Origin of the sequence: Enterobacter hormaechei ATCC 49162 (genome assembly GCF_001875655.1) — a bacterium.
Lineage (GTDB): Bacteria > Pseudomonadota > Gammaproteobacteria > Enterobacterales > Enterobacteriaceae > Enterobacter > Enterobacter hormaechei.
In genome coordinates, this window is sequence record NZ_MKEQ01000001.1 from 724,870 (window position 1) to 744,260 (window position 19,391).

Below are 19,391 nucleotides of genomic sequence, written 5' to 3' on the forward strand. Positions count from 1 at the left end.
CAACTTTTCAGCAATAAAAGACAGTGGGATGCGCTATGGCGATTTTTGATGGTCACAATGACCTGTTGCTTAATTTATGGCTTCACCATCGCCAGGATCCGGTAACGGCCTTCTTCTCCGGCATTGAAAACGGCCATCTTGATTACCCGCGCATGCAGCAAGGCGGATTTTCCGGTGGTCTGTTCGCGCTGTTCGTGCCACCGCAGGCGTATATCGCCCGCATGGCGCCACAATACGCCAGCGAGCCGTGGCAGCCTGTCGACATTCTCTGGCAGCAGCTGACGATCCTTAAGCAGCTTGTCGCCCACTCCGATGGCCGGGCGCGATTGTGCCTGAGCGCGGCGGATATCGAACGCTGTCGTCAGGATAAAGTGCTGGCGATGGTGGCGCATATTGAGGGCGCGGGGGGTTTTGACGGCGAGGGAGAGGATCTCCAGGCTTTTTATGCCGCTGGAGTGCGCAGCATTGGACCTTTCTGGAACATTGCTAACCGTTTCGGCACCGGCGTTAACGGGGCGTTTCCCGGCAGCCCGGACAGTGGCCCAGGACTCACCGCCGAGGGTATCGCCCTCATTAAACACGCTAACGCCCTGAACATGCTGATTGACGTTTCGCATATGAATGAAAAGGCGTTCTGGGATACCGCTCGTCATTCCTCTTCACCGCTGGTCGCTACCCATTCCAACGCCCATACGCTGTGCCCGCAACCGCGCAATCTGACCGATCACCAGCTGCTGGCTATCCGCGACAGCGGCGGTGTGGCAGGCGTCAATTTCGGCAACGCGTTTCTGCGCGCCGACGGTAAACGCGATAGCGACACCCCGCTGAGCACGATCGTTCGCCATATCGACTATCTTATTAACATCATGGGTGACGATCATGTCGCGCTGGGCTCCGATTTTGACGGTATTACGTTGCCTGATGATTTACGCGATGTGAGTGGTTTGCCACGGCTAATCAGCGCGTTACGTGACAGCGGCTATGATCAATTTGTGCTGAATAAGCTGCTGTGGGGCAACTGGCAAAAGGTATTACAAAATGTTTGGCAACAATAGGTTACGTTGTAAACAATACGTTAATTCCTTACATCTTTCGGGTTGAGCTTTGCCCTCCTGTGACGCATTATTTGATGACCATCACAAAACTGGCACAAACAATGGCGTTGGTGCTGCATTTTTAAAGAGGAAAAAACGATGTGGAAGAAACCTGCTTTTATTGATTTACGTCTTGGCCTGGAAGTGACCCTGTACATTTCCAACCGCTAATCACTCTGCCCGCCATCCGTGCGGGCATTTTTGTTCGACTACCTGGCCTATCTTCATGTTTATAAAAGTCCTCGGTTCCGCCGCTGGCGGCGGTTTCCCCCAGTGGAACTGTAACTGCGCCAACTGTCAGGGTTTGCGCAACGGCACCCTTCAGGCGACCCCTCGCACCCAGTCGTCGATCATCGTCAGCGATAACGGCAAAGAGTGGGTGCTGTGTAACGCCTCGCCCGATATCAGCCAGCAGATTGCCCATACGCCAGAACTCAATAAGAAAGAGGTTCTGCGCGGCACGCATATTGGCGGCATTATTCTCACCGATAGCCAGATTGACCACACCACCGGGCTGCTTAGCCTGCGCGAGGGGTGTCCGCATCAGGTATGGTGTACGCCGGAGGTGCATGAAGATCTTTCTACCGGATTCCCGATTTTTACCATGCTCCGGCACTGGAACGGCGGCCTGATTCATCACCCGATCGTGCCGCTCACCGCCTTTAGCGTGGAAGCCTGCCCTGATTTGCAGTTTACCGCTGTCCCCATCGCCAGTAACGCGCCGCCCTATTCGCCATGGCGCGACCGCCCGCTGCCGGGGCATAACGTGGCGCTGTTTATCGAAAACCGCCGCAACGGTCAGACGCTGTTCTACGCGCCGGGTCTCGGTGAACCCGATGACGCTATCCTGCCGTGGCTTAAAAAAGCGGACTGTCTGCTGATTGACGGCACCGTCTGGCAGGACGATGAACTCCAGGCCGCTGGCGTCGGGCGCAATACCGGCCGCGACATGGGCCATCTGGCGCTCGGCGATGAACACGGCATGATGGCGCTGCTGGCCTCGCTGCCAGCAAAGCGCAAGATTCTGATCCACATTAATAACACCAACCCGATCCTTAACGAGCAGTCGCCGCAGCGTCACGCCCTCGCACAGCAGGGAATAGAAGTGAGCTGGGACGGGATGAACATCACGCTTCAGGACTAACTATGCACATTCGCGAAACGCTCTCGCCGCAAGAGTTTGAGCACGCCCTTCGGGCGAAAGGCGCCTACTATCATATTCACCATCCGTACCATATCGCGATGCATAACGGCGAGGCCAGCCGCGAGCAGATCCAGGGCTGGGTGGCGAACCGGTTTTACTACCAGACGACGATCCCGCTGAAAGACGCGGCAATTATGGCGAACTGCCCGGATCCGCACACGCGTCGTAAATGGGTGCAGCGGATCCTCGATCACGACGGCAGCAACGGTCATGACGGCGGTATCGAAGCCTGGCTACAGCTGGGCGAAGCCGTGGGGCTGAGCCGCGACGACTTAATCAGCGAACGCCACGTGCTGCCCGGCGTCCGTTTCGCCGTCGACGCTTACGTTAACTTCGCCCGCCGCGCCAACTGGCAGGAGGCGGCATGCAGCTCGCTCACCGAACTGTTTGCCCCGCAAATCCATCAGTCGCGTCTCGACAGCTGGCCGCAACACTATCCGTGGATCAAAGAGGAAGGCTATTTTTATTTCCGCAGCCGCCTCAGCCAGGCCAGCCGCGACGTTGAACACGGTCTGGAGCTGGCGAAGCGTTACTGCGATAGCGCAGAAAAGCAGAATCGGATGCTGGAGATCCTTCAGTTCAAACTCGATATCCTGTGGTCGATGCTCGACGCGATGACCATGGCCTACGCGCTACAGCGTCCGCCTTATCACACGGTCACCGACAAAGCGGCCTGGCACACAACCCGACTGGTATAAGCATGCAAAAAAACTCCATCGTCGCCTTTCGTCGCGGCTATCGCCTGCAATGGGAAGCCGCTCAGGACAGCCATGTCATTCTCTATCCGGAAGGCATGGCTAAACTCAATGAGACCGCGGCCGCGATCCTCGAACTGGTCGATGGCCAACGCGATGCGGCGGCCATCATTGCCCTGCTCAACGAACGGTTCCCGGAAGCTGGCGGCGTGGATGACGACGTCGTTGAATTCCTGCAAATCGCTTATCAACAGAAGTGGATTATTTTCCGTGAGCCAGAATAAACCCGCCGTCAATCCACCGCTGTGGCTGCTGGCGGAGCTGACTTATCGCTGCCCGCTACAGTGCCCTTACTGCTCTAACCCGCTGGACTTTGCCCGGCAGGATCAGGAGCTGACCACCGAACAGTGGATTGAGGTTTTCCGCCAGGCGCGGGCGATGGGCAGCGTGCAGATAGGTTTTTCCGGCGGCGAACCGTTGACGCGTAAAGATCTGCCGGAGCTGATCCGCGCCGCCCGCGATCTCGGTTTTTATACCAACCTGATCACCTCGGGAATTGGCCTGACGGAAAGCAAGCTCGACGCGTTCAGCGAGGCCGGTCTGGACCATATCCAGATTAGCTTCCAGGCCAGCGATGAAGTGCTTAACGCTGCGCTGGCGGGGAATAAAAAAGCCTTCCAGCAGAAGCTGGCGATGGCCAAAGCGGTCAAAGCGCGCGATTACCCGATGGTGCTGAATTTCGTCCTGCACCGGCATAATATCGATCAGATCGATAAAATCATCGAGCTGTGCATCGAACTGGACGCCGACGACGTCGAACTTGCCACCTGCCAGTTCTACGGCTGGGCGTTCCTTAACCGTCAGGGGCTTCTGCCGACGCGGGAACAGATTGCCCGCGCAGAAGGCGTGGTCGCCGAATATCGGCAGAAAATGGCCGCCAGCGGCAATCTGACCAACCTGCTGTTCGTCACCCCCGATTATTACGAAGAGCGGCCAAAAGGCTGTATGGGCGGCTGGGGGTCGATTTTCCTCAGCGTGACCCCGGAAGGCACTGCGCTGCCCTGCCACAGCGCGCGCCAGCTGCCGGTGGATTTCCCGTCGGTGCTCGAGCAGAGTCTGGAATCGATCTGGTATGACTCTTTCGGCTTCAACCGCTATCGCGGGTTTGACTGGATGCCGGAGCCGTGCCGCTCCTGCGATGAAAAGGAGAAGGACTTCGGCGGCTGCCGCTGCCAGGCCTTTATGCTCACCGGGAATGCGGATAACGCCGATCCGGTGTGCAGCAAATCGCCGCATCATCATAAAATTCAGGAGGCGCGACGCGAAGCAGCCTGTAGCGATATGAAAATCGGCCAGCTTCAGTTCCGCAACCGTACCCGCTCTCAGCTTATCTATAAAACCCGGGAACTGTAGCGACAATGACCACCCGCATCGTGGAACTGGCAGGCGGTTTACGCGCAACGCTGGTGCATCAGCCACAGGCGACACGCGCGGCGGCGCTGGCGCGCGTGAGCGCCGGAAGCCATCACGAGCCACCGCGTTTCGCCGGTCTTGCGCATTTACTTGAGCACCTGCTGTTCCGCGGTAGCCAGCGCTATCAGGGCGATGATCGACTCATGGCCTGGGTCCAGCGCCAGGGCGGGAGCGTCAATGCCACCACGCTGGCTCGCCACAGCGCCTTTTTCTTTGACGTTGCCGCCGATAACCTGTCCGACGGCGTCGCGCGGCTGCGGGATATGTTGCAGGCGCCGCTGCTTTCACGCCATGACATACAGCGCGAAGTGGCGGTCATTGATGCGGAAAACCGGCTCATTCAGCAACATGATGCCACCAGGCGCGAAGCGGCGGCGCGCCACGCGATGGAAGAACCTGCGGTTTTTCGCCGTTTTCAGGTGGGCAGCAAGGATTCTCTGGGGCAGGACACGCTATCGCTGCAAACCGCGTTGCGCGACTTTCATCGCCGCTATTATGTGGCCGGACACCTGCAATTGTGGCTGCAAGGGCCGCAAACGCTGGATGCGCTGGCCGAGCTTGCCCGTACGTTTGCGTCAGGTTTTGCGTCAGATGGCATGCCTGAAACCGCTCCCCCGTTGCGTCTTAGCGCTGAAGCAGAGTATCAGCTGGCGGTGACGGAGCGACCCGCACTGTGGCGCTGTCCGTTAATTCGAAAAAGTGACAACGTCACCTTGCTTCAGGAGTTTTTACTGGACGACGCCCCCGGAAGCCTGATTGCCGAACTGCGGACGCGCGGGCTGGCAGAAGAGGTAGCCCTGAACTGGCTTTATCAGGATGACGAGTACGGCTGGCTGGCGCTAACGGTTGACGGCGAACGGCCCGAGGACATAGACCCGCATATTACCCACTGGCTACAGGCGCTACAGCAAACGACGGATGAGCAGCAGCGGCATTACCATCGGCTGGCACAGCGGCGTTTCAGCGCCCTGCCGACGCTCGAGCAGCTGCGCCAGCGGGCGTTTGGTTTTGCGCCCGGCGCGGCGCCCGCGGGTTTTTCCGCCTTCTGTGCCGATTTACTGGCGGCGCCAGTCTCGTATCTGGCCTGCAAAAAAATGGAAACCGCTGAAATTATCGCCAGCCAGGGTTTTTCCCTGCCGCTTAGCCCCTGGCGTCGCCAGCCGGTTGCAGATGATAGCCCTATCGCGTTTTCCTTCTACCCACAGACTGCCAGGTATGCTGCGCCAGCCCCGACGTCAGAAGCCGCTCCGCTGCTGCATTTATCGGCGCAAACACAACCGCCAACGCTGATCCTGCGCAGGCCTTTTTATTCGCGCGTGGAACGGGCACAGGGGGTGGCGATGGGCAAACAGTTACGCCCGCTTCTTGCTGAACTGCGCCATATCGACGGCAGCGGCGAGTGGCAAGCGGTTGACGGCAGCTGGCAGCTGACCCTGCGGCTTCCTGACGCCATGGTGACGGCGGAACGCATCATCGGGGCGATTATCGAGCGCCTCGCCCACCTCGCTCCGGCGATTACGCCCGCGCCAGAAGGCATTGCCATCCGTGAGTTGCTTCAGCAATTGCCTGAACGTCTGGCATCCGATCCGCCACGGGACGGCTGGCTGGCGGCGTTAGCTGGCGGCAGCGCCGGACACGCGCACCGGTTAGCCCGGCAGCTTAGCCTGCTCGGGGCGCCGGTTAACGCTACGCCGACGCCGCTAAACGGTTGTCCCGGCGGGATCGAACACATTCCGCACGCCAGCGCGGATTCGGCGCTGCTGGTGTTTATTCCCCTGCCGCCGGGTGCGTCGCTCGCCGCGCTGCGGCTGCTGGCGCTATGCTGCGAACCACAATTTTTCCAGCGCCTGCGCGTGGAACAGCAGATTGGCTACGTGGTTAGCTGTCGTTATCAGCGTATTGCCGATCGCGATGGCCTGCTGCTGGCGTTGCAGTCGCCTGACCGTTCTCCCCTGAATCTGTTGGGTTGCTGTAAACGATTTTTGCGTGAGCTGACGCTGTGCGATGAAGCGACGTTCAGCGTGTTGAGACAGCAGCTGGCGACGCAGATCCCCTCACCGATGGATGCCAGCGCCACGGCAGTGGCCGCCCTGCGCCAGCGCTACGGTTTACCGGTGTTAACGCCGCAGGCTATTGATGCCCTGCAACCTGACGAGATAATCGCGCTATGGCGCGAGATGACGCGCCGTCGCCGACGCTGGCGGGTGCTTTTCACGGGCTGACCGGAATCGCCGCTTTTTCCTGTGCGTAATTTAAGCCATAAAAAAGCCCCGTTCTAAGACGGGGCCTGGCAGCTTATTTCGCTGTTACTTATCCAGCGCGTAGGCAATCACGTAGTCACCGCGATCCGGCGACTGGCGAGCACCGCCAGCAGAGATCAGAATGTACTGTTTGCCGGTTTTCGGTGATACATAGCTGATCGGTCCGCCCTGGCTACCCACAGGGAGACGCGCTTTCCACACCTCTTCCCCCGTAGAGGAATCAAAGGCGCGCAGATAATAATCCTGGGTTCCCGCAATGAAAACCAGACCGCCCTGCGTGGCCAGCGTACCGCCCAGCGTCGGCATACCGACAGGCATTGGCATACGCATTTTTACCCCAAACGGGCCGGTATCCTGAACAGTCCCGACCGGCACCTGCCAGACGATTTTCTGCGTTTTCAGGTCAATGGCGGAGAGGGAGCCAAACGGTGGTTTCTGGCACGGAATGCCCAGCGGTGACATGAAACGGTTTTTGTTGACCGAATACGGCGTTCCTTTCATCGGAACGGCGCCCATCCCGGCGTTCACGGCTTCACCGCCCGTGTTTGCCACCGCGCTTTGCGGATCCTGTTTAATCAACTGGACCCACAGACCCAGACGCATGTCATTGACGAAGATATACTGGTTGTTTGGATCGGTGGACAGACTGCCCCAGTTCATTCCCCCCAGCGAGCCAGGGAAGCTCAGGGAAATGTCGGTTCCCGGCATCGTGTACAGACCGTCATAACGCATCGATTTGAAGCTGATACGACAGGCCAGCTGGTCAAACGGCGTTGCCCCCCACATATCCGATTCTTTCAGGGTTTCCGCGCCAATCTGCGGCATCCCCACAGAGCGCGGCTGCGTTGCCGGGTACTGTTCACGTGGAATATCCGCTGGTTTTACCGGAACTTCTTTCACTTCAGTGAGCGGTTTACCCGTCAGGCGATCAAGAACGTAAATTTGCCCCGCTTTGGTGCCCACCACTACCGCGGGCTTGTTGCCCTCTTTCGTCGGGAAATCAACCAGGCTCGGCTGCATCGGAATATCGAAATCCCAGAGGTCGTTATGCACGGTCTGGTATACCCACTTCTCTTTCCCGGTGGTCGCATCCAGCGCGAGGATTGAGGTGGCGTATTTGTGATCTTCCGGAATACGGTCCGCGCCCCACAGGTCGACAGAGGAACTTCCCATCGGGATAAATACGGTATTCATTGAGGCATCCCAGGACATAGGGGCCCAGGAGTTTGCGGAGCTACGTTTGTAGTGTTCGCCCGGTTTCAGAACATAGTTCGGATCCGGATTACGCGGGTCGAACGCCCAGCGCAGCTGGCCGGTGATCACGTCATAACCACGAATTACGCCTCCCGGCATATCGGTGCTGACGTTATCCGCAACGCGGCCACCAACGACAACCGTGGTACCCGCCAGCGTCGGGGCCGACGTCAACACGTAGGTTGGATCTGACGCATCGCCCATCCCTTCATGCAGGTCAACGCTGCCGTGAGTGCCGAAGTCCGGGCAGAATTTGCCGTTATCGGCGTCTAACGCGATCAGCTTACCGTCAATGGTATTCATCAGGATACGACGCTGGCATGCCGCGCCCGGTGCGACCTGCGCAGGCAGAACCGGCGTGGAACCTGCTACCGTTGGCTGTGCCAGCGGTTTGGTGGCATCAAAGTACGCCAGGCCACGGCAGCGCATCCAGATTGCAGACTTAGCGTTGATTTCCGCTTTCCAGATCGCTTTCCCGCTGTCGGCATCCACGGCAATCACGTTGTTATGCGGCGTACACAGGAAGACACGATCGCCAACCTGTAGCGGCGTTTGCTGATCTTCTGCGCCGTTGCCGTCCGGACTTTCCGGTACGTCACCGGTATGGAAGGTCCAGACCGGTTTCAGGTTTTTCACATTGTCACGGGTTATCTGGTCCAGCGCCACAAAACGACTGCCGCCAGCCGTATTACCGTAGTGATCCCAGTTCTGCTGTTTCGCCTCGTCTTTTACCGGCACCAGGGGGCGTTTTTCACCGCTAAACGGCACGGTCGGATGGGGTTGAAACATCTGAACAAAGGTGACACCCATGGCGACAATAAGCACCGCGCAGACCCCCATCGCCCCTTTTGTGGAGGACGGTTTTCCTTCACGCTTGCGCAGTGCAGGCCAGGTGGCGGCTGCCAGCACCATCAGCCCGGCAGGTACCATTAAACGGGAAACCAGCGGCCAGAAGTCTAGCCCGGCATCGAAAAATGCCCAAATCAGGGTGCCAAGAAACACCAGGGCAAACAGCCCCACGGCAGAGGACTTGCGGCGGAAGAACTGGATCGCAGAGAGCAGCGTGATAACCCCGGCAATGAGAAAGTACCAACTCCCCCCCAGAGAAACCAGTTTGAAACCGCCGATGGCAAAAAACAGCCCCGTCACAAGAAGTATCACGCCCACCAGCAGGCACCACAGGCCTACCCAGCCGGATGGGCGGGGATTATTGTCTGACATAAAAATGAATCTCCTGATTACTTTATAAAATCAGGGTTTTATTGACCGCCACGATGCTAAAACCCTGCATAACGCTAATTGTTCGTGTGCGAATCATAAATTAAAATTATAATGTAGACAAAATGTATTCTGCCGGAAGACACCTTACAGAGCGCAAACACGATCAGCTTGCGGATTTCACGATATACGTCACCACCCCAAAGATATCGAGCGTATCGTCGCTGCCGACAATAATCGGTGAATAGGCGCTGTTCATGGGGTTGAGTTGAATATTGGGACGTAGCTGGAGGCGCTTCACGGTAAATTCGCCCTCTACCGCCGCAATCACGATATCGCCATGCTCAGGCTTGCGGGAACTGTCCACCACCAGCAAATCACCGTTATTGATCCCCCCTTCTATCATCGAGTCACCGGCGGCTTTGACAAAGTAAGTGGAGCTGGGATGGGCGACTAATAGCTCGTTTAAATCGATACGCCGCTCTACATAATCCGCTGCCGGGCTGGGGAAGCCGCACTGTACTAAGTCGCTGAAAAGTGGAATAGCAACGATTTCACGCAACTCTGCGGGTTTGAAAAAGATCATGATAAACACCTCCATACTGTTTTTATATACAGTAGTTTTAACGGAGGTATCGATCAAGCCATGTCAGCGTAAGCGGCTGGCTACGGCTTAACCGCTTCGCTTATAAGCCCCTATTGCAATGAAGATTATTTGCTTTGTAAATTTTTACGCATGGGCAAGCTTAACGCGTCATAAAACATCACTACACCATCACTTATCACTGACTTATAAATGCACAAAAGATAAATACACATCACTGCATAATCACTACCTGTTGACTTTACATTTAGACTAACGCATATTTTACAGCACAAATTAACAAGACAATTTTTGGAGGACGTTTCCCATGCCAGCCCGTGATTATCCCGATAAACGTGTTGCTCGCGGTGTAGCAAAGGAGGCCGAACTCAGGATGTTAAGCGCGCGCATCGATCCTGCGCTGATGGAGTACATCCGCATTACTGCGTATGAAACACGGAAAAGTAAGCAGGAAATCGTGGCGGAAGCGTTAGCGCTTCACCGGCAAAGAAGTCAGATGGGATCGTAAACAGCAAAAGCCCGAAAAATCCTCCGGGCTTTTGCTGCTGTCAGGGTTAATCCGCCAGCGAATTTAACGTCTCCAGCGCCTCAGGCGGCAATACCAGATCGGCAGCCGCCAGGTTTTCACGCAGATGCGCCACCGAAGATGTTCCCGGGATCAAGAGGATATTTGGCGAGCGTTGCAGCAGCCATGCCAGCGCTACCTGCATCGGCGTCGCGCCCAGGGAATCCGCCACCGCCTGTAGCCCGGAAGATTGCAGAGGTGTGAAACCACCCAGCGGGAAGAACGGCACCCAGGCAATCCCCTGCTGCGCCAGCGAATCAACCAGCGCATCGTCACCGCGATTCACAACGTTGTACATGTTCTGTACGCACACCACGGAAACCATCTTCTGCGCTTCAGCGACCTGCGAAGCGGTGACGTTGCTCAGCCCAATATGGCGAACCAGCCCCTGCTGTTGCAGCTCTGCGAGGGTGCTCAGCGGCGCGGCAATCGAGCCTTCCGCCGGTCCGTGGGCGCTAAACATGATCCGCAGGTTAACCACGTCCAGCACATCCCGTTTCAGGTTACGCAGGTTGTCATGCACCGCCTGCGTCAACTCCTGCGCGGAAAACGCCGGTAGCCAGGAGGCGTCCTCGCCGCGTCGGGCACCGATCTTGGTCACAATCGTGAGATCGTCCCGGTACGGATGAAGCGCCTCGCAGATAAGCTGGTTGGTCACATGAGGGCCGTAAAAATCACTGGTATCAATGTGATTCACGCCCGACGCCACCGCTTCGCGCAGCACCGCCAGCGCCGCATTTTTGTCTTTTAGCGGACCAAAAACGCCAGGCCCGGCAAGCTGCATCGCGCCATAGCCAAATCGTTTAACCGTACGCGTGCCGAGCGTGAACGTTCCGCTTTTATCTATGCTGCTCATGCTGACCTTCCTCATAAAAAATGATCCGGATTTACAACAGGTTCCGCGACGAAACCATTAGTTAAGCAATAGTAAAATTAAAGTTTAAATTCGCTACGACGATAGTATTGATGTAACCCTGCCTCTTCTCTTACGGATGACCGCCATGCTGAAAAATCTGCACGTGATTACCGGGATTATCTTTGCCCTCACCATATTCTGTCTGCTGCAAGTTGTCACGGGAGGGTTGTTCTACTCTGCCGTTAACAACGATCGGCAAAACTTTCAAAACTCCGGGGTGCTCAATGCCCAACAGGAGAGCCTGAGCGACAGCGTTAACACGCTGGTAAAAACGCGCGTTACCGTCACCCGCGTGGCGATCCGCTACCTGAAAAACCAGCGCGATCCGGCGTCCCTCGCAGCGATCAACACCCTGCTGGGGACCGCTAACGCCTCGCTGACCAAAGCCGAAGACTATTATAAAAACTGGCAGGCGATCCCGCAGGTAAAGGGCCAGAATAGCGCGCTCACCGAAGAGATGCAGAAAGCGTGGAAGAAAATGCACGAGGTGATGCGCTTGTCCATTGAGTATCTGCGCGCCGATAACTATCAGGCCTATGGCGACCTTGACGCCCAGCAGGCACAGGATGAGATGGAGGCAGTCTATACCCGCTGGCGCGCCGAAAACAACGTTCTGCTGAAAGCCGCCGCCGAAGAGAACCAGAGCAGCTTTACCCAGATGCAGTGGACGCTGGCGGCAATCTTCCTGACCGTGATCGCCGTGCTGGTGGTGATCTGGCAGGGTTTACAGCACCTGCTCCTGAAACCGCTCAACGCCATCATGAACCATATTCGCACCATCGCGAGCGGCGATCTGACGCAAAACGTCGCGATGTCCGGGCGCAACGAGATGGGCCAGCTGGCCGCAGGTCTGCACGAGATGCAGCAGTCGCTGGTGAGCACCGTCAGCGCCGTGCGCGGCAGCACAGATTCCATCTACACGGGCGCGGGGGAAATTGCCGCCGGGAGTAACGACCTCTCCGCCCGCACCGAGCAGCAGGCAGCCTCGCTGGAAGAGACCGCCGCCAGCATGGAAGAGCTGACGGCCACGGTGAAACAGAACTCGGATAACGCCCGACAGGCGACGCTGCTGGCGAAAAATGCGTCTGAAACCGCCGCGCGCGGCGGCCAGGTCGTGGATAACGTGGTGCGTACCATGAATGACATTGCCGACAGTTCGCAGCAAATCGCGCATATCACCGGCGTTATCGATAGCATTGCCTTCCAGACCAACATTCTGGCGCTCAACGCGGCGGTTGAAGCCGCCCGTGCCGGAGAACAAGGTCGCGGCTTTGCGGTCGTGGCAGGTGAAGTACGGACGCTGGCCAGCCGCAGCGCGCAGGCGGCGAAAGAGATCAAAGGGCTGATTGAAAACTCCGTCAGCCGGGTGAATACCGGCTCGGAACAGGTGAGCGAGGCGGGTGCGACCATGAAAGAGATCGTCGCGGCCGTGACGCGCGTAACCGATATTATGGGGGAGATCGCGTCGGCGTCTGACGAGCAGAGCCGCGGTATTGAACAGGTCAGCCTGGCGGTCTCGCAGATGGACAGCGTGACGCAGCAAAACGCCGCGCTGGTGCAGGAGTCGGCAACGGCGGCGGCGGCGCTGGAAGATCAGTCTGAACAGCTGCGCCAGGCCGTGGCGGCATTCCGGCTGAATACTCAGGGATCGCCGGTGGCTCGCCCTGAAAACGTGAAAACGCCCGTGCTGCTGCGCCCGTCAGTGGCAGGCGCGAACGCATCCGACGCAAACTGGGAAACCTTCTGAGTGACAGGCGGGCGAGCATATCGCCCGCCTTCCTGATTAGCGGCTGCGCTTGGCGTGGCGCTCCCAGTTATCTCGCTTCGCGTCATCTGACTTACGCAACGAGACATAGCATGCTCCGCTGCCGCCGTGATACGGCTGCGCTTCGCAAAAGGCCTGTACTTCGTCGAACTCGGTCAGCCAGCGCGCAAGATAGCTGCGCACCACGTTAGGGTGTGATTGCTGTTCGCGCCCTTTACCATGGACGATGATCAGGTTGCGTAGCCCGTCACGTCCGGCCTGGCGAATAAAGGAATACACCAGCTGGCGGCATTGCTCCGCAGGCTGGCGTAACAGCGTTAAGCTGGCCTGACGGGAATATTTGCCGGAACGCAGCTTATCGAACACTCCCTGCTGTACCCCTTCGCGCTGGAACATCAGCGGCTCGTCAAGGGGCAACAGTTCCAGAAACCCCAGCGTCAGAAAGTTATCGAGCTGCTCAGTATCGATTTCCTGACGCGCCCGCGTGTTACGGCTCTGCTGCCAGTGAATATCCGTGCAGCGCTTGAGCGGCTGGACATCCTCCATGGCGTCAAGAAAAAGTGATTTGTCGTCAGGGTTCATGGAAATCCTCCGGCTACATCTGAGTGATGTACTATACCTGCGCCCGCTGCGGGTCTCAATCACCCGGGCAAGGGTTCAAATAATAGTCCAGAAAACAGATTAATCACGGACGCTATATATTTCATCCGACCTTAACTTAAATTTCAGTTACCATTAATTAAAAAATTTACGTTAAAAAATCGTGAAATCAATCACTCAACGCCCTTCTCTTTTAAGAAAAAGCTGTTATAACTTAATAAACCTGCCCAATGGATAATGCATGTAGGGTCCGCCAAAGGATGCACAACTGTGTGTACTGTGGAGTCTGTCTGATGTCGGACAGACTCTATTTTTTTATTGTTATTATTTTTATTAAATTAATTTTCTGGCTTCCCTTCTGAACTGCGTAATTAATGATTCGGCAAGCGGTGTCTGACGAGAATCGCGTCGCTGAATTAAATAATATGCGGCTTTAGGCAGGGATTCGACAACCGGCAACATTATCAGACGGTGCGCCAGAAGCGGATCGCACCCCAGCTCCTGCGGTAAAATACTGATGAAATCGCTTTGTGCGACAAGGCTAATACAAGAGGAAAAAGTCTCACAGACAACCCCAATGCGCGGTATTAGAGAGCGGTGGTTAAAGGTATCCTGTAACTGCTTATAATAACTTCCCCGAGGGGTAGGCATTGTCCAGTTATATTGCAGAAGCTCATGAATTGAAGTCGCCCCTGTCGCCGGATGTCCTGCCCGGCAAAATACGGCAAAAGGTTTTTCAAACAGCTTTTCAAAAGTAAATTCGTGATCGTACGGCCCCTGATAATAGGTGTTGATGGTAAAGTCCAGCTCACCCTGCCGTAATTCATTAATCATCGACACCAGTTGGCCCTCCATAATCCGGACGTTGACCTGAGGATGCTGGGCATGAAAGCGCGTAATCACGGCTGGCATCAGGCTGCGCGAAATGCTGGCCCCCATTCCAATATTGATCTGCCCGGCAAGTTCGCCCTGCCGCTGGCGGATGTCATCCTGCGCCGCCCGTAGCTCCTCCAGAATCAAATTAGCGCGGTGGTAAAACCCTTCCCCACACTCGGTCAGCGCGACGCCTTTACTCCGGCGCACAAACAGCTGGGCCGCCATGCCCTCTTCCAGCTCTTTGATGGATTTGGTCAGCGCGGGCTGCGAAAGATTCAGCGTCCGGCTGGCGCCGCGAATACTGCCCTGACGGGCCACTTCGACAAACGCCCTGATTTGATGAAATTTAATCTGAAATGACATAACGCGACCGATAACCGTTGTTTATCAGAGTAAAGAAACTGTCATCTACTTTAATGGAAACGGATGTGCGAGGGTAATTCCTGAACGGTTAAAACTGTGAAAAATCGCTCAGTGATAAGTAAAAACTATCACAGCGTGAAGCAGTTCACATATTTTAATGATGACAGGAAAGGATATGAGTTCACTGGCGCAGTACATCCAGACATTGGTCCCACAACTGAGCGCATGGCGTCGCGATTTTCACCATTTTGCGGAATCCGGCTGGGTGGAGTTTCGCACCGCGGCAAAAGTGGCGGAGATCCTGGATCACCTGGGTTATGAACTGGCTATGGGCCGCGACGTGGTCGACGCCGAAAGCCGGATGGGGTTGCCTGATCACGCCGCGCTGGAGAGCGCGTTTTCCCGCGCGCGCGAACAAGGCGCGCCGGAGAAATGGCTCGCGCCGTTCGAAGGCGGGTTCACCGGCATTGTCGCGACCCTGAATACCGGTCGCCCCGGCCCGACGCTGGCCTTTCGCGTGGACATGGACGCGCTTGATCTGAGCGAAGCGCATGACGACAGCCACCGTCCATACCGCGACGGTTTTGCCTCCTGCAACCCGGGCATGATGCACGCCTGTGGTCACGACGGGCATACCACCATTGGTCTGGGGCTGGCGCAGGTGCTTAAGCAGCACGAAGCGCAGCTCAACGGCACCATCAAACTGATCTTCCAGCCTGCCGAAGAGGGTACGCGCGGTGCGCGCGCCATGGTTGCCGCAGGGGCGCTGGACGGCGTGGACTACTTTACCGCCATTCATATTGGCACCGGCGTGCCGAAAGGGACGGTGATCTGCGGCAGCGATAACTTTATGGCGACAACCAAATTTGACGTGCGCTTTACCGGGGTCGCCGCACATGCTGGCGGTAAACCGGAAGCGGGCCGTAACGCCCTGCTCGCGGCTGCCCAGGCCGCTATCGCGCTGCATGGCATCGCGCCACACAGCGAAGGCGCGTCCCGGGTTAACGTCGGGGTCATGCAGGCGGGCAGCGGACGCAACGTGGTGCCGGCTGATGCGTTGCTTAAGGTTGAAACCCGCGGGGAAAGCGAGGCGATTAATCATTATGTCTTCGATCGCGCACAGGCGGTGATTACCGGCGCGGCAGCCCTCTACGGCGTAACAGCCGGGATTAAGCTGATGGGGGCGGCGACCTCCAGTGCCCCTTCCCCGGCCTGGGTCGATTATCTGCGCGAACAGGCAAGCCAGGTGCCCGGCGTGACTCATGCCATTGATAAAGTCAAAGCGCCTGCGGGCTCCGAAGATGCCACGCTGATGATGGCCCGCGTACAGCAGAACGGCGGTATGGCCTCTTATATGGTCTTCGGCACGGAACTGAGCGCCGGACATCACAACGAAAAATTCGATTTTGATGAGCAGGTGATGAACGTTGCCATCGAAACGCTGGCGCGAACTGCGCTTAATTTCCCGTGGACGCGAGGTGTGTAATGCAGGAGAACTACGCTTTTATCGCTGATGCCATCGACACGCGATGTCAGACGTTTACCGATATTGCCGACGACATCTGGGACCATCCCGAAACGCGCTTTGAAGAGTTCTGGTCCGCCGAACGGCTCGCCAGCGCGCTGGAAGCCGAGGGCTTTACCCTGACGCGGGAAGCCGGAGGCATTCCCAACGCCTTTATTGCCAGCTACGGCAGCGGCAAGCCCGTTATCGCTCTTCTGGGCGAATATGATGCCCTGGCGGGATTAAGCCAGCAGGCACACTGCGCGACGGCGCAATCCGCCACCCCGGGGGCGAACGGACACGGCTGCGGGCATAACCTGTTAGGCACGGCGGCCTTTGCCGGTGCGGTGGCGGTGAAAAGCTGGCTGGAACAGCACGGCGGAAGCGGAACGGTACGATTCTACGGTTGCCCCGGCGAAGAAGGCGGCTCCGGTAAAACCTTTATGGTCCGTGAAGGGTTATTTGACGACGTGGACGCAGCCGTGACCTGGCACCCGGAAGCCTTCGCTGGCATGTTTAACGTGAGCACGCTGGCCAATATTCAGGCCGCCTGGCGGTTTAAGGGGATCGCAGCCCATGCGGCAAACTCGCCGCATCTGGGACGCAGCGCGCTGGATGCCGTGACGCTGATGACCACCGGCACAAACTTCCTCAACGAACACATCATTGAAAAAGCGCGCGTACATTACGCCATCACCGATACCGGCGGGATTTCGCCCAACGTGGTGCAGGCCCAGGCCGAGGTACTGTATCTGATCCGCGCCCCGGAGATGGCCGACGCGCAACAAATCTACGCGCGCATCGAGAAAATCGCCCAGGGTGCGGCGATGATGACCGAAACCACCGTCGAGTGTCGCTTTGATAAAGCCTGCTCCAGCTATCTGCCGAACCGTACGCTCGAAGCGGCGATGTACCGCGCATTGCAGCATTACGGCACGCCGGTCTGGACGGAAGAAGAACGCGCGTTCGCCCGTGAGATCCGCGCCACGCTCACGCCAGACGACCTGCAAAACAGCCTGAAAAACATTGCTGCAACGGGGGGCGAAGAAGGGAAAGCCTTTGCCCGACGCCATCAGGAGACGCTGCTGGTGGATGAAGTTGCCCCTTATGCCATCACCGATAACGTGCTGGCAGGCTCCACCGACGTGGGGGATGTCAGCTGGAAGATGCCCGTCGCCCAGTGCTTTAGCCCCTGCTTTACCGTCGGCACGCCGTTGCATACCTGGCAATTAGTGGCGCAGGGGCGTACCTCCATTGCCCATAAAGGCATGCTGCTGGCCGGAAAAGTGATGGGCGCGACCGCGCTGCATCTGCTTCAGGATGCCGACCTGCTGCGAAAATGCCGGGAAGAGTTCGAACAACACATAACAGAAAAACCGTACGCGTGTCCGATCCCGCAGGGCGTGACACCGTCACTTTTAAAATAAAAAAACACAACACAACAACACAACAACAGTCCCGAGGAACGCCCATGAGTATGTCTTCCATACCTTCGCATTCCCCATCCGGTAAGCTCTATGGCTGGGTTGAAAGGATCGGCAATAAAGTGCCGCACCCTTTCCTGCTTTTTATCTATTTAATTGTCATCCTGATGGTCGCGACGGCTGTGCTGTCCGCCTTTGAGGTGAGCGTGCGCAGCCCGGCCGACGGCAGCATGGTGGCAGTGAAAAACCTGCTCAGCGTTGAAGGGTTGCACTGGTTTTTGCCGAACGTGATTAAAAACTTCAGCGGTTTTGCGCCGCTGGGCGCCATTCTCGCCCTGGTGTTAGGGGCGGGACTGGCCGAGCGCGTGGGCCTGCTGCCCGCGCTGATGGTGAAGATGGCTTCGCACGTCAGCGCGCGTTATGCCAGCTATATGGTGCTGTTCATAGCCTTCTTCAGCCATATCTCGTCCGACGCGGCGCTGGTGATCATGCCGCCGATGGGGGCGCTGATTTTCCTCGCCGTCGGTCGTCATCCTGTTGCGGGCCTGCTGTCGGCGATTGCGGGCGTTGGCTGCGGGTTTACCGCTAACCTGCTCATTGTGACCACCGATGTGCTGCTCTCCGGCATCAGCACGGAGGCAGCCAGGACCATCGATGCGGCGATGCACGTCAGCGTGATCGACAACTGGTACTTTATGGCCAGTTCGGTGATTGTTCTGACGATTGTCGGGGGGCTGATTACCGATAAGATCATTGAGCCGCGTCTGGGTAAATGGGAAGGCCGGAGCGATGAAAAACTTGAGACGCTGAGCAAAGAGCAGCAGTTCGGCCTGCGCGTCGCCGGGATTGTCTCGCTGGCGTTCATTGCGGTGGTGGCGCTGATGGTGGTGCCGGAGAATGGCGTGCTGCGCGATCCGATCAAACACACCGTCCTGCCCTCGCCGTTTATTCAGGGCATTGTGCCGCTGATAATTCTTTTCTTCTTCGTCGTTTCGCTCGCGTACGGCATCGCTACCGGGAAAATCCGTCGTCAGGGGGATCTGCCACACCTGATGATCGAGCCGATGAAAGAGATGGCGGGTTTCATCGTAATGGTGTTCCCGCTGGCACAATTTGTGGCCATGTTTAACTGGAGCAACATGGGCAAGTTTATGGCCGTGAGCCTGACAGACGCGCTGGAGGCGGCGGGGTTGAGCGGCGTTCCGGCGTTTGTCGGGCTGGCGCTGCTGTCGTCCCTGCTGTGCATGTTTATTGCCAGCGGGTCGGCCATCTGGTCGATTCTGGCGCCCATCTTTGTCCCCATGTTTATGATGCTCGGCTTCCATCCGGCATTCGCCCAGGTCCTGTTCCGTGTCGCCGACTCCTCGGTGATCCCGCTGGCGCCCGTGTCACCCTTCGTTCCGCTGTTTCTAGGTTTCCTGCAACGCTACAGACCGGAGGCTAAACTGGGTACCTACTATTCGCTGGTCCTGCCCTATCCGCTTATCTTTTTAGGGGTATGGCTGGTGATGCTGGTGGCGTGGTATCTTGTCGGCCTGCCGATTGGACCGGGTGTTTACCCGAGGCTGAACTAAG

17 protein-coding genes are annotated in these 19,391 nt (G+C 57.4%); 12 read left to right on the forward strand and 5 right to left on the reverse strand.

The features are described from left to right. Window positions 1-35: 35 nt before the first annotated feature. The 7 genes from BH712_RS03520 to pqqF all read left to right on the forward strand — a co-directional run bounded on the left by BH712_RS03520 (window position 36) and on the right by pqqF (window position 6,688). The gene (locus BH712_RS03520; RefSeq protein ID WP_006808898.1) at window positions 36-1,055 is read left to right on the forward strand and encodes a dipeptidase; all 1,020 of its coding nucleotides are present in this window, start codon (window positions 36-38) and stop codon (window positions 1,053-1,055) included. Between the two features lie 138 nt (window positions 1,056-1,193). Beyond that, on the forward strand, window positions 1,194-1,265 hold the full coding sequence (gene pqqA / locus BH712_RS03525; protein ID WP_002905689.1) for a pyrroloquinoline quinone precursor peptide PqqA: 72 nt from the start codon (window positions 1,194-1,196) through the stop codon (window positions 1,263-1,265). A gap of 55 nt (window positions 1,266-1,320) precedes the next feature. Beyond that, window positions 1,321-2,238 (forward strand): pyrroloquinoline quinone biosynthesis protein PqqB, encoded by a 918-nt coding sequence (pqqB, locus tag BH712_RS03530; protein ID WP_006808900.1) that lies wholly within the window; start codon window positions 1,321-1,323, stop codon window positions 2,236-2,238. A 2-nt stretch (window positions 2,239-2,240) separates the two neighbouring features. Continuing rightward, window positions 2,241-2,996, forward strand: a complete 756-nt coding sequence (pqqC, locus tag BH712_RS03535) for a pyrroloquinoline-quinone synthase PqqC (RefSeq protein WP_006808901.1) — start codon at window positions 2,241-2,243, stop codon at window positions 2,994-2,996. A gap of 2 nt (window positions 2,997-2,998) precedes the next feature. Further along, on the forward strand, window positions 2,999-3,277 hold the full coding sequence (pqqD, locus tag BH712_RS03540; protein WP_006808902.1) for a pyrroloquinoline quinone biosynthesis peptide chaperone PqqD: 279 nt from the start codon (window positions 2,999-3,001) through the stop codon (window positions 3,275-3,277). After that, window positions 3,264-4,406 (forward strand): pyrroloquinoline quinone biosynthesis protein PqqE, encoded by a 1,143-nt coding sequence (gene pqqE, locus BH712_RS03545; RefSeq protein WP_006808903.1) that lies wholly within the window; start codon window positions 3,264-3,266, stop codon window positions 4,404-4,406. The genes pqqD and pqqE overlap by 14 nt, the downstream gene beginning before the upstream one ends. 5 nt (window positions 4,407-4,411) lie before the next feature. Continuing rightward, entirely contained in the window at window positions 4,412-6,688 is a 2,277-nt protein-coding gene (gene pqqF / locus BH712_RS03550) for a pyrroloquinoline quinone biosynthesis protein PqqF (RefSeq protein ID WP_006808904.1), read from the forward strand. Between the two features lie 84 nt (window positions 6,689-6,772). Here the strand turns inward: pqqF and BH712_RS03555 are convergent, their stop codons facing one another. Next, window positions 6,773-9,202 carry a glucose/quinate/shikimate family membrane-bound PQQ-dependent dehydrogenase gene (locus BH712_RS03555; RefSeq protein ID WP_006808905.1) on the reverse strand — a complete coding sequence of 810 codons (2,430 nt, stop codon included), beginning with the start codon at window positions 9,200-9,202 and terminating at the stop codon, window positions 6,773-6,775. Between the two features lie 163 nt (window positions 9,203-9,365). Further along, entirely contained in the window at window positions 9,366-9,785 is a 420-nt protein-coding gene (locus tag BH712_RS03560) for a translesion error-prone DNA polymerase V autoproteolytic subunit (RefSeq protein WP_032673491.1), read from the reverse strand. 325 nt (window positions 9,786-10,110) lie between these two features. On the opposite strand from BH712_RS03560, the gene BH712_RS03565 reads away from it, so the two are divergent. Next, window positions 10,111-10,311 (forward strand): hypothetical protein, encoded by a 201-nt coding sequence (locus BH712_RS03565; protein WP_006808907.1) that lies wholly within the window; start codon window positions 10,111-10,113, stop codon window positions 10,309-10,311. Window positions 10,312-10,357: 46 nt separating this feature from the next. On the opposite strand, the gene BH712_RS03570 is transcribed toward BH712_RS03565, so the two are convergent. Further along, window positions 10,358-11,224 (reverse strand): aldo/keto reductase family oxidoreductase, encoded by an 867-nt coding sequence (locus tag BH712_RS03570; protein WP_032673492.1) that lies wholly within the window; start codon window positions 11,222-11,224, stop codon window positions 10,358-10,360. Window positions 11,225-11,369: 145 nt separating this feature from the next. On the opposite strand from BH712_RS03570, the gene tcp reads away from it, so the two are divergent. Then, a complete protein-coding gene (tcp, locus tag BH712_RS03575) occupies window positions 11,370-13,031 on the forward strand; it encodes a methyl-accepting chemotaxis citrate transducer (protein WP_032673493.1) in 1,662 nt (553 codons plus the stop codon). Between the two features lie 36 nt (window positions 13,032-13,067). On the opposite strand, the gene smrA is transcribed toward tcp, so the two are convergent. After that, window positions 13,068-13,631 carry a DNA endonuclease SmrA gene (smrA, locus tag BH712_RS03580; protein ID WP_006808910.1) on the reverse strand — a complete coding sequence of 188 codons (564 nt, stop codon included), beginning with the start codon at window positions 13,629-13,631 and terminating at the stop codon, window positions 13,068-13,070. Window positions 13,632-13,982: 351 nt separating this feature from the next. Continuing rightward, entirely contained in the window at window positions 13,983-14,888 is a 906-nt protein-coding gene (locus BH712_RS03585; protein WP_006808911.1) for a LysR family transcriptional regulator, read from the reverse strand. Window positions 14,889-15,063: 175 nt separating this feature from the next. Between BH712_RS03585 and BH712_RS03590 the strand changes: the two genes are divergently transcribed. The 3 genes from BH712_RS03590 to abgT are packed head-to-tail and all read left to right on the forward strand — an operon-like array spanning window position 15,064 to window position 19,390. Then, window positions 15,064-16,374, forward strand: coding sequence for a M20 family metallo-hydrolase (locus BH712_RS03590; protein ID WP_032673494.1), 1,311 nt, complete (start codon window positions 15,064-15,066; stop codon window positions 16,372-16,374). Continuing rightward, window positions 16,374-17,819 carry a M20 family metallopeptidase gene (locus BH712_RS03595; RefSeq protein ID WP_006808913.1) on the forward strand — a complete coding sequence of 482 codons (1,446 nt, stop codon included), beginning with the start codon at window positions 16,374-16,376 and terminating at the stop codon, window positions 17,817-17,819. Before BH712_RS03590 ends, BH712_RS03595 begins: the two co-directional genes overlap by 1 nt. 44 nt (window positions 17,820-17,863) lie before the next feature. Further along, window positions 17,864-19,390: a p-aminobenzoyl-glutamate transporter gene (gene abgT, locus BH712_RS03600; RefSeq protein ID WP_006808914.1), complete on the forward strand. Its 1,527-nt coding sequence runs from the start codon at window positions 17,864-17,866 to the stop codon at window positions 19,388-19,390. Window position 19,391: the final 1 nt, after the last annotated feature.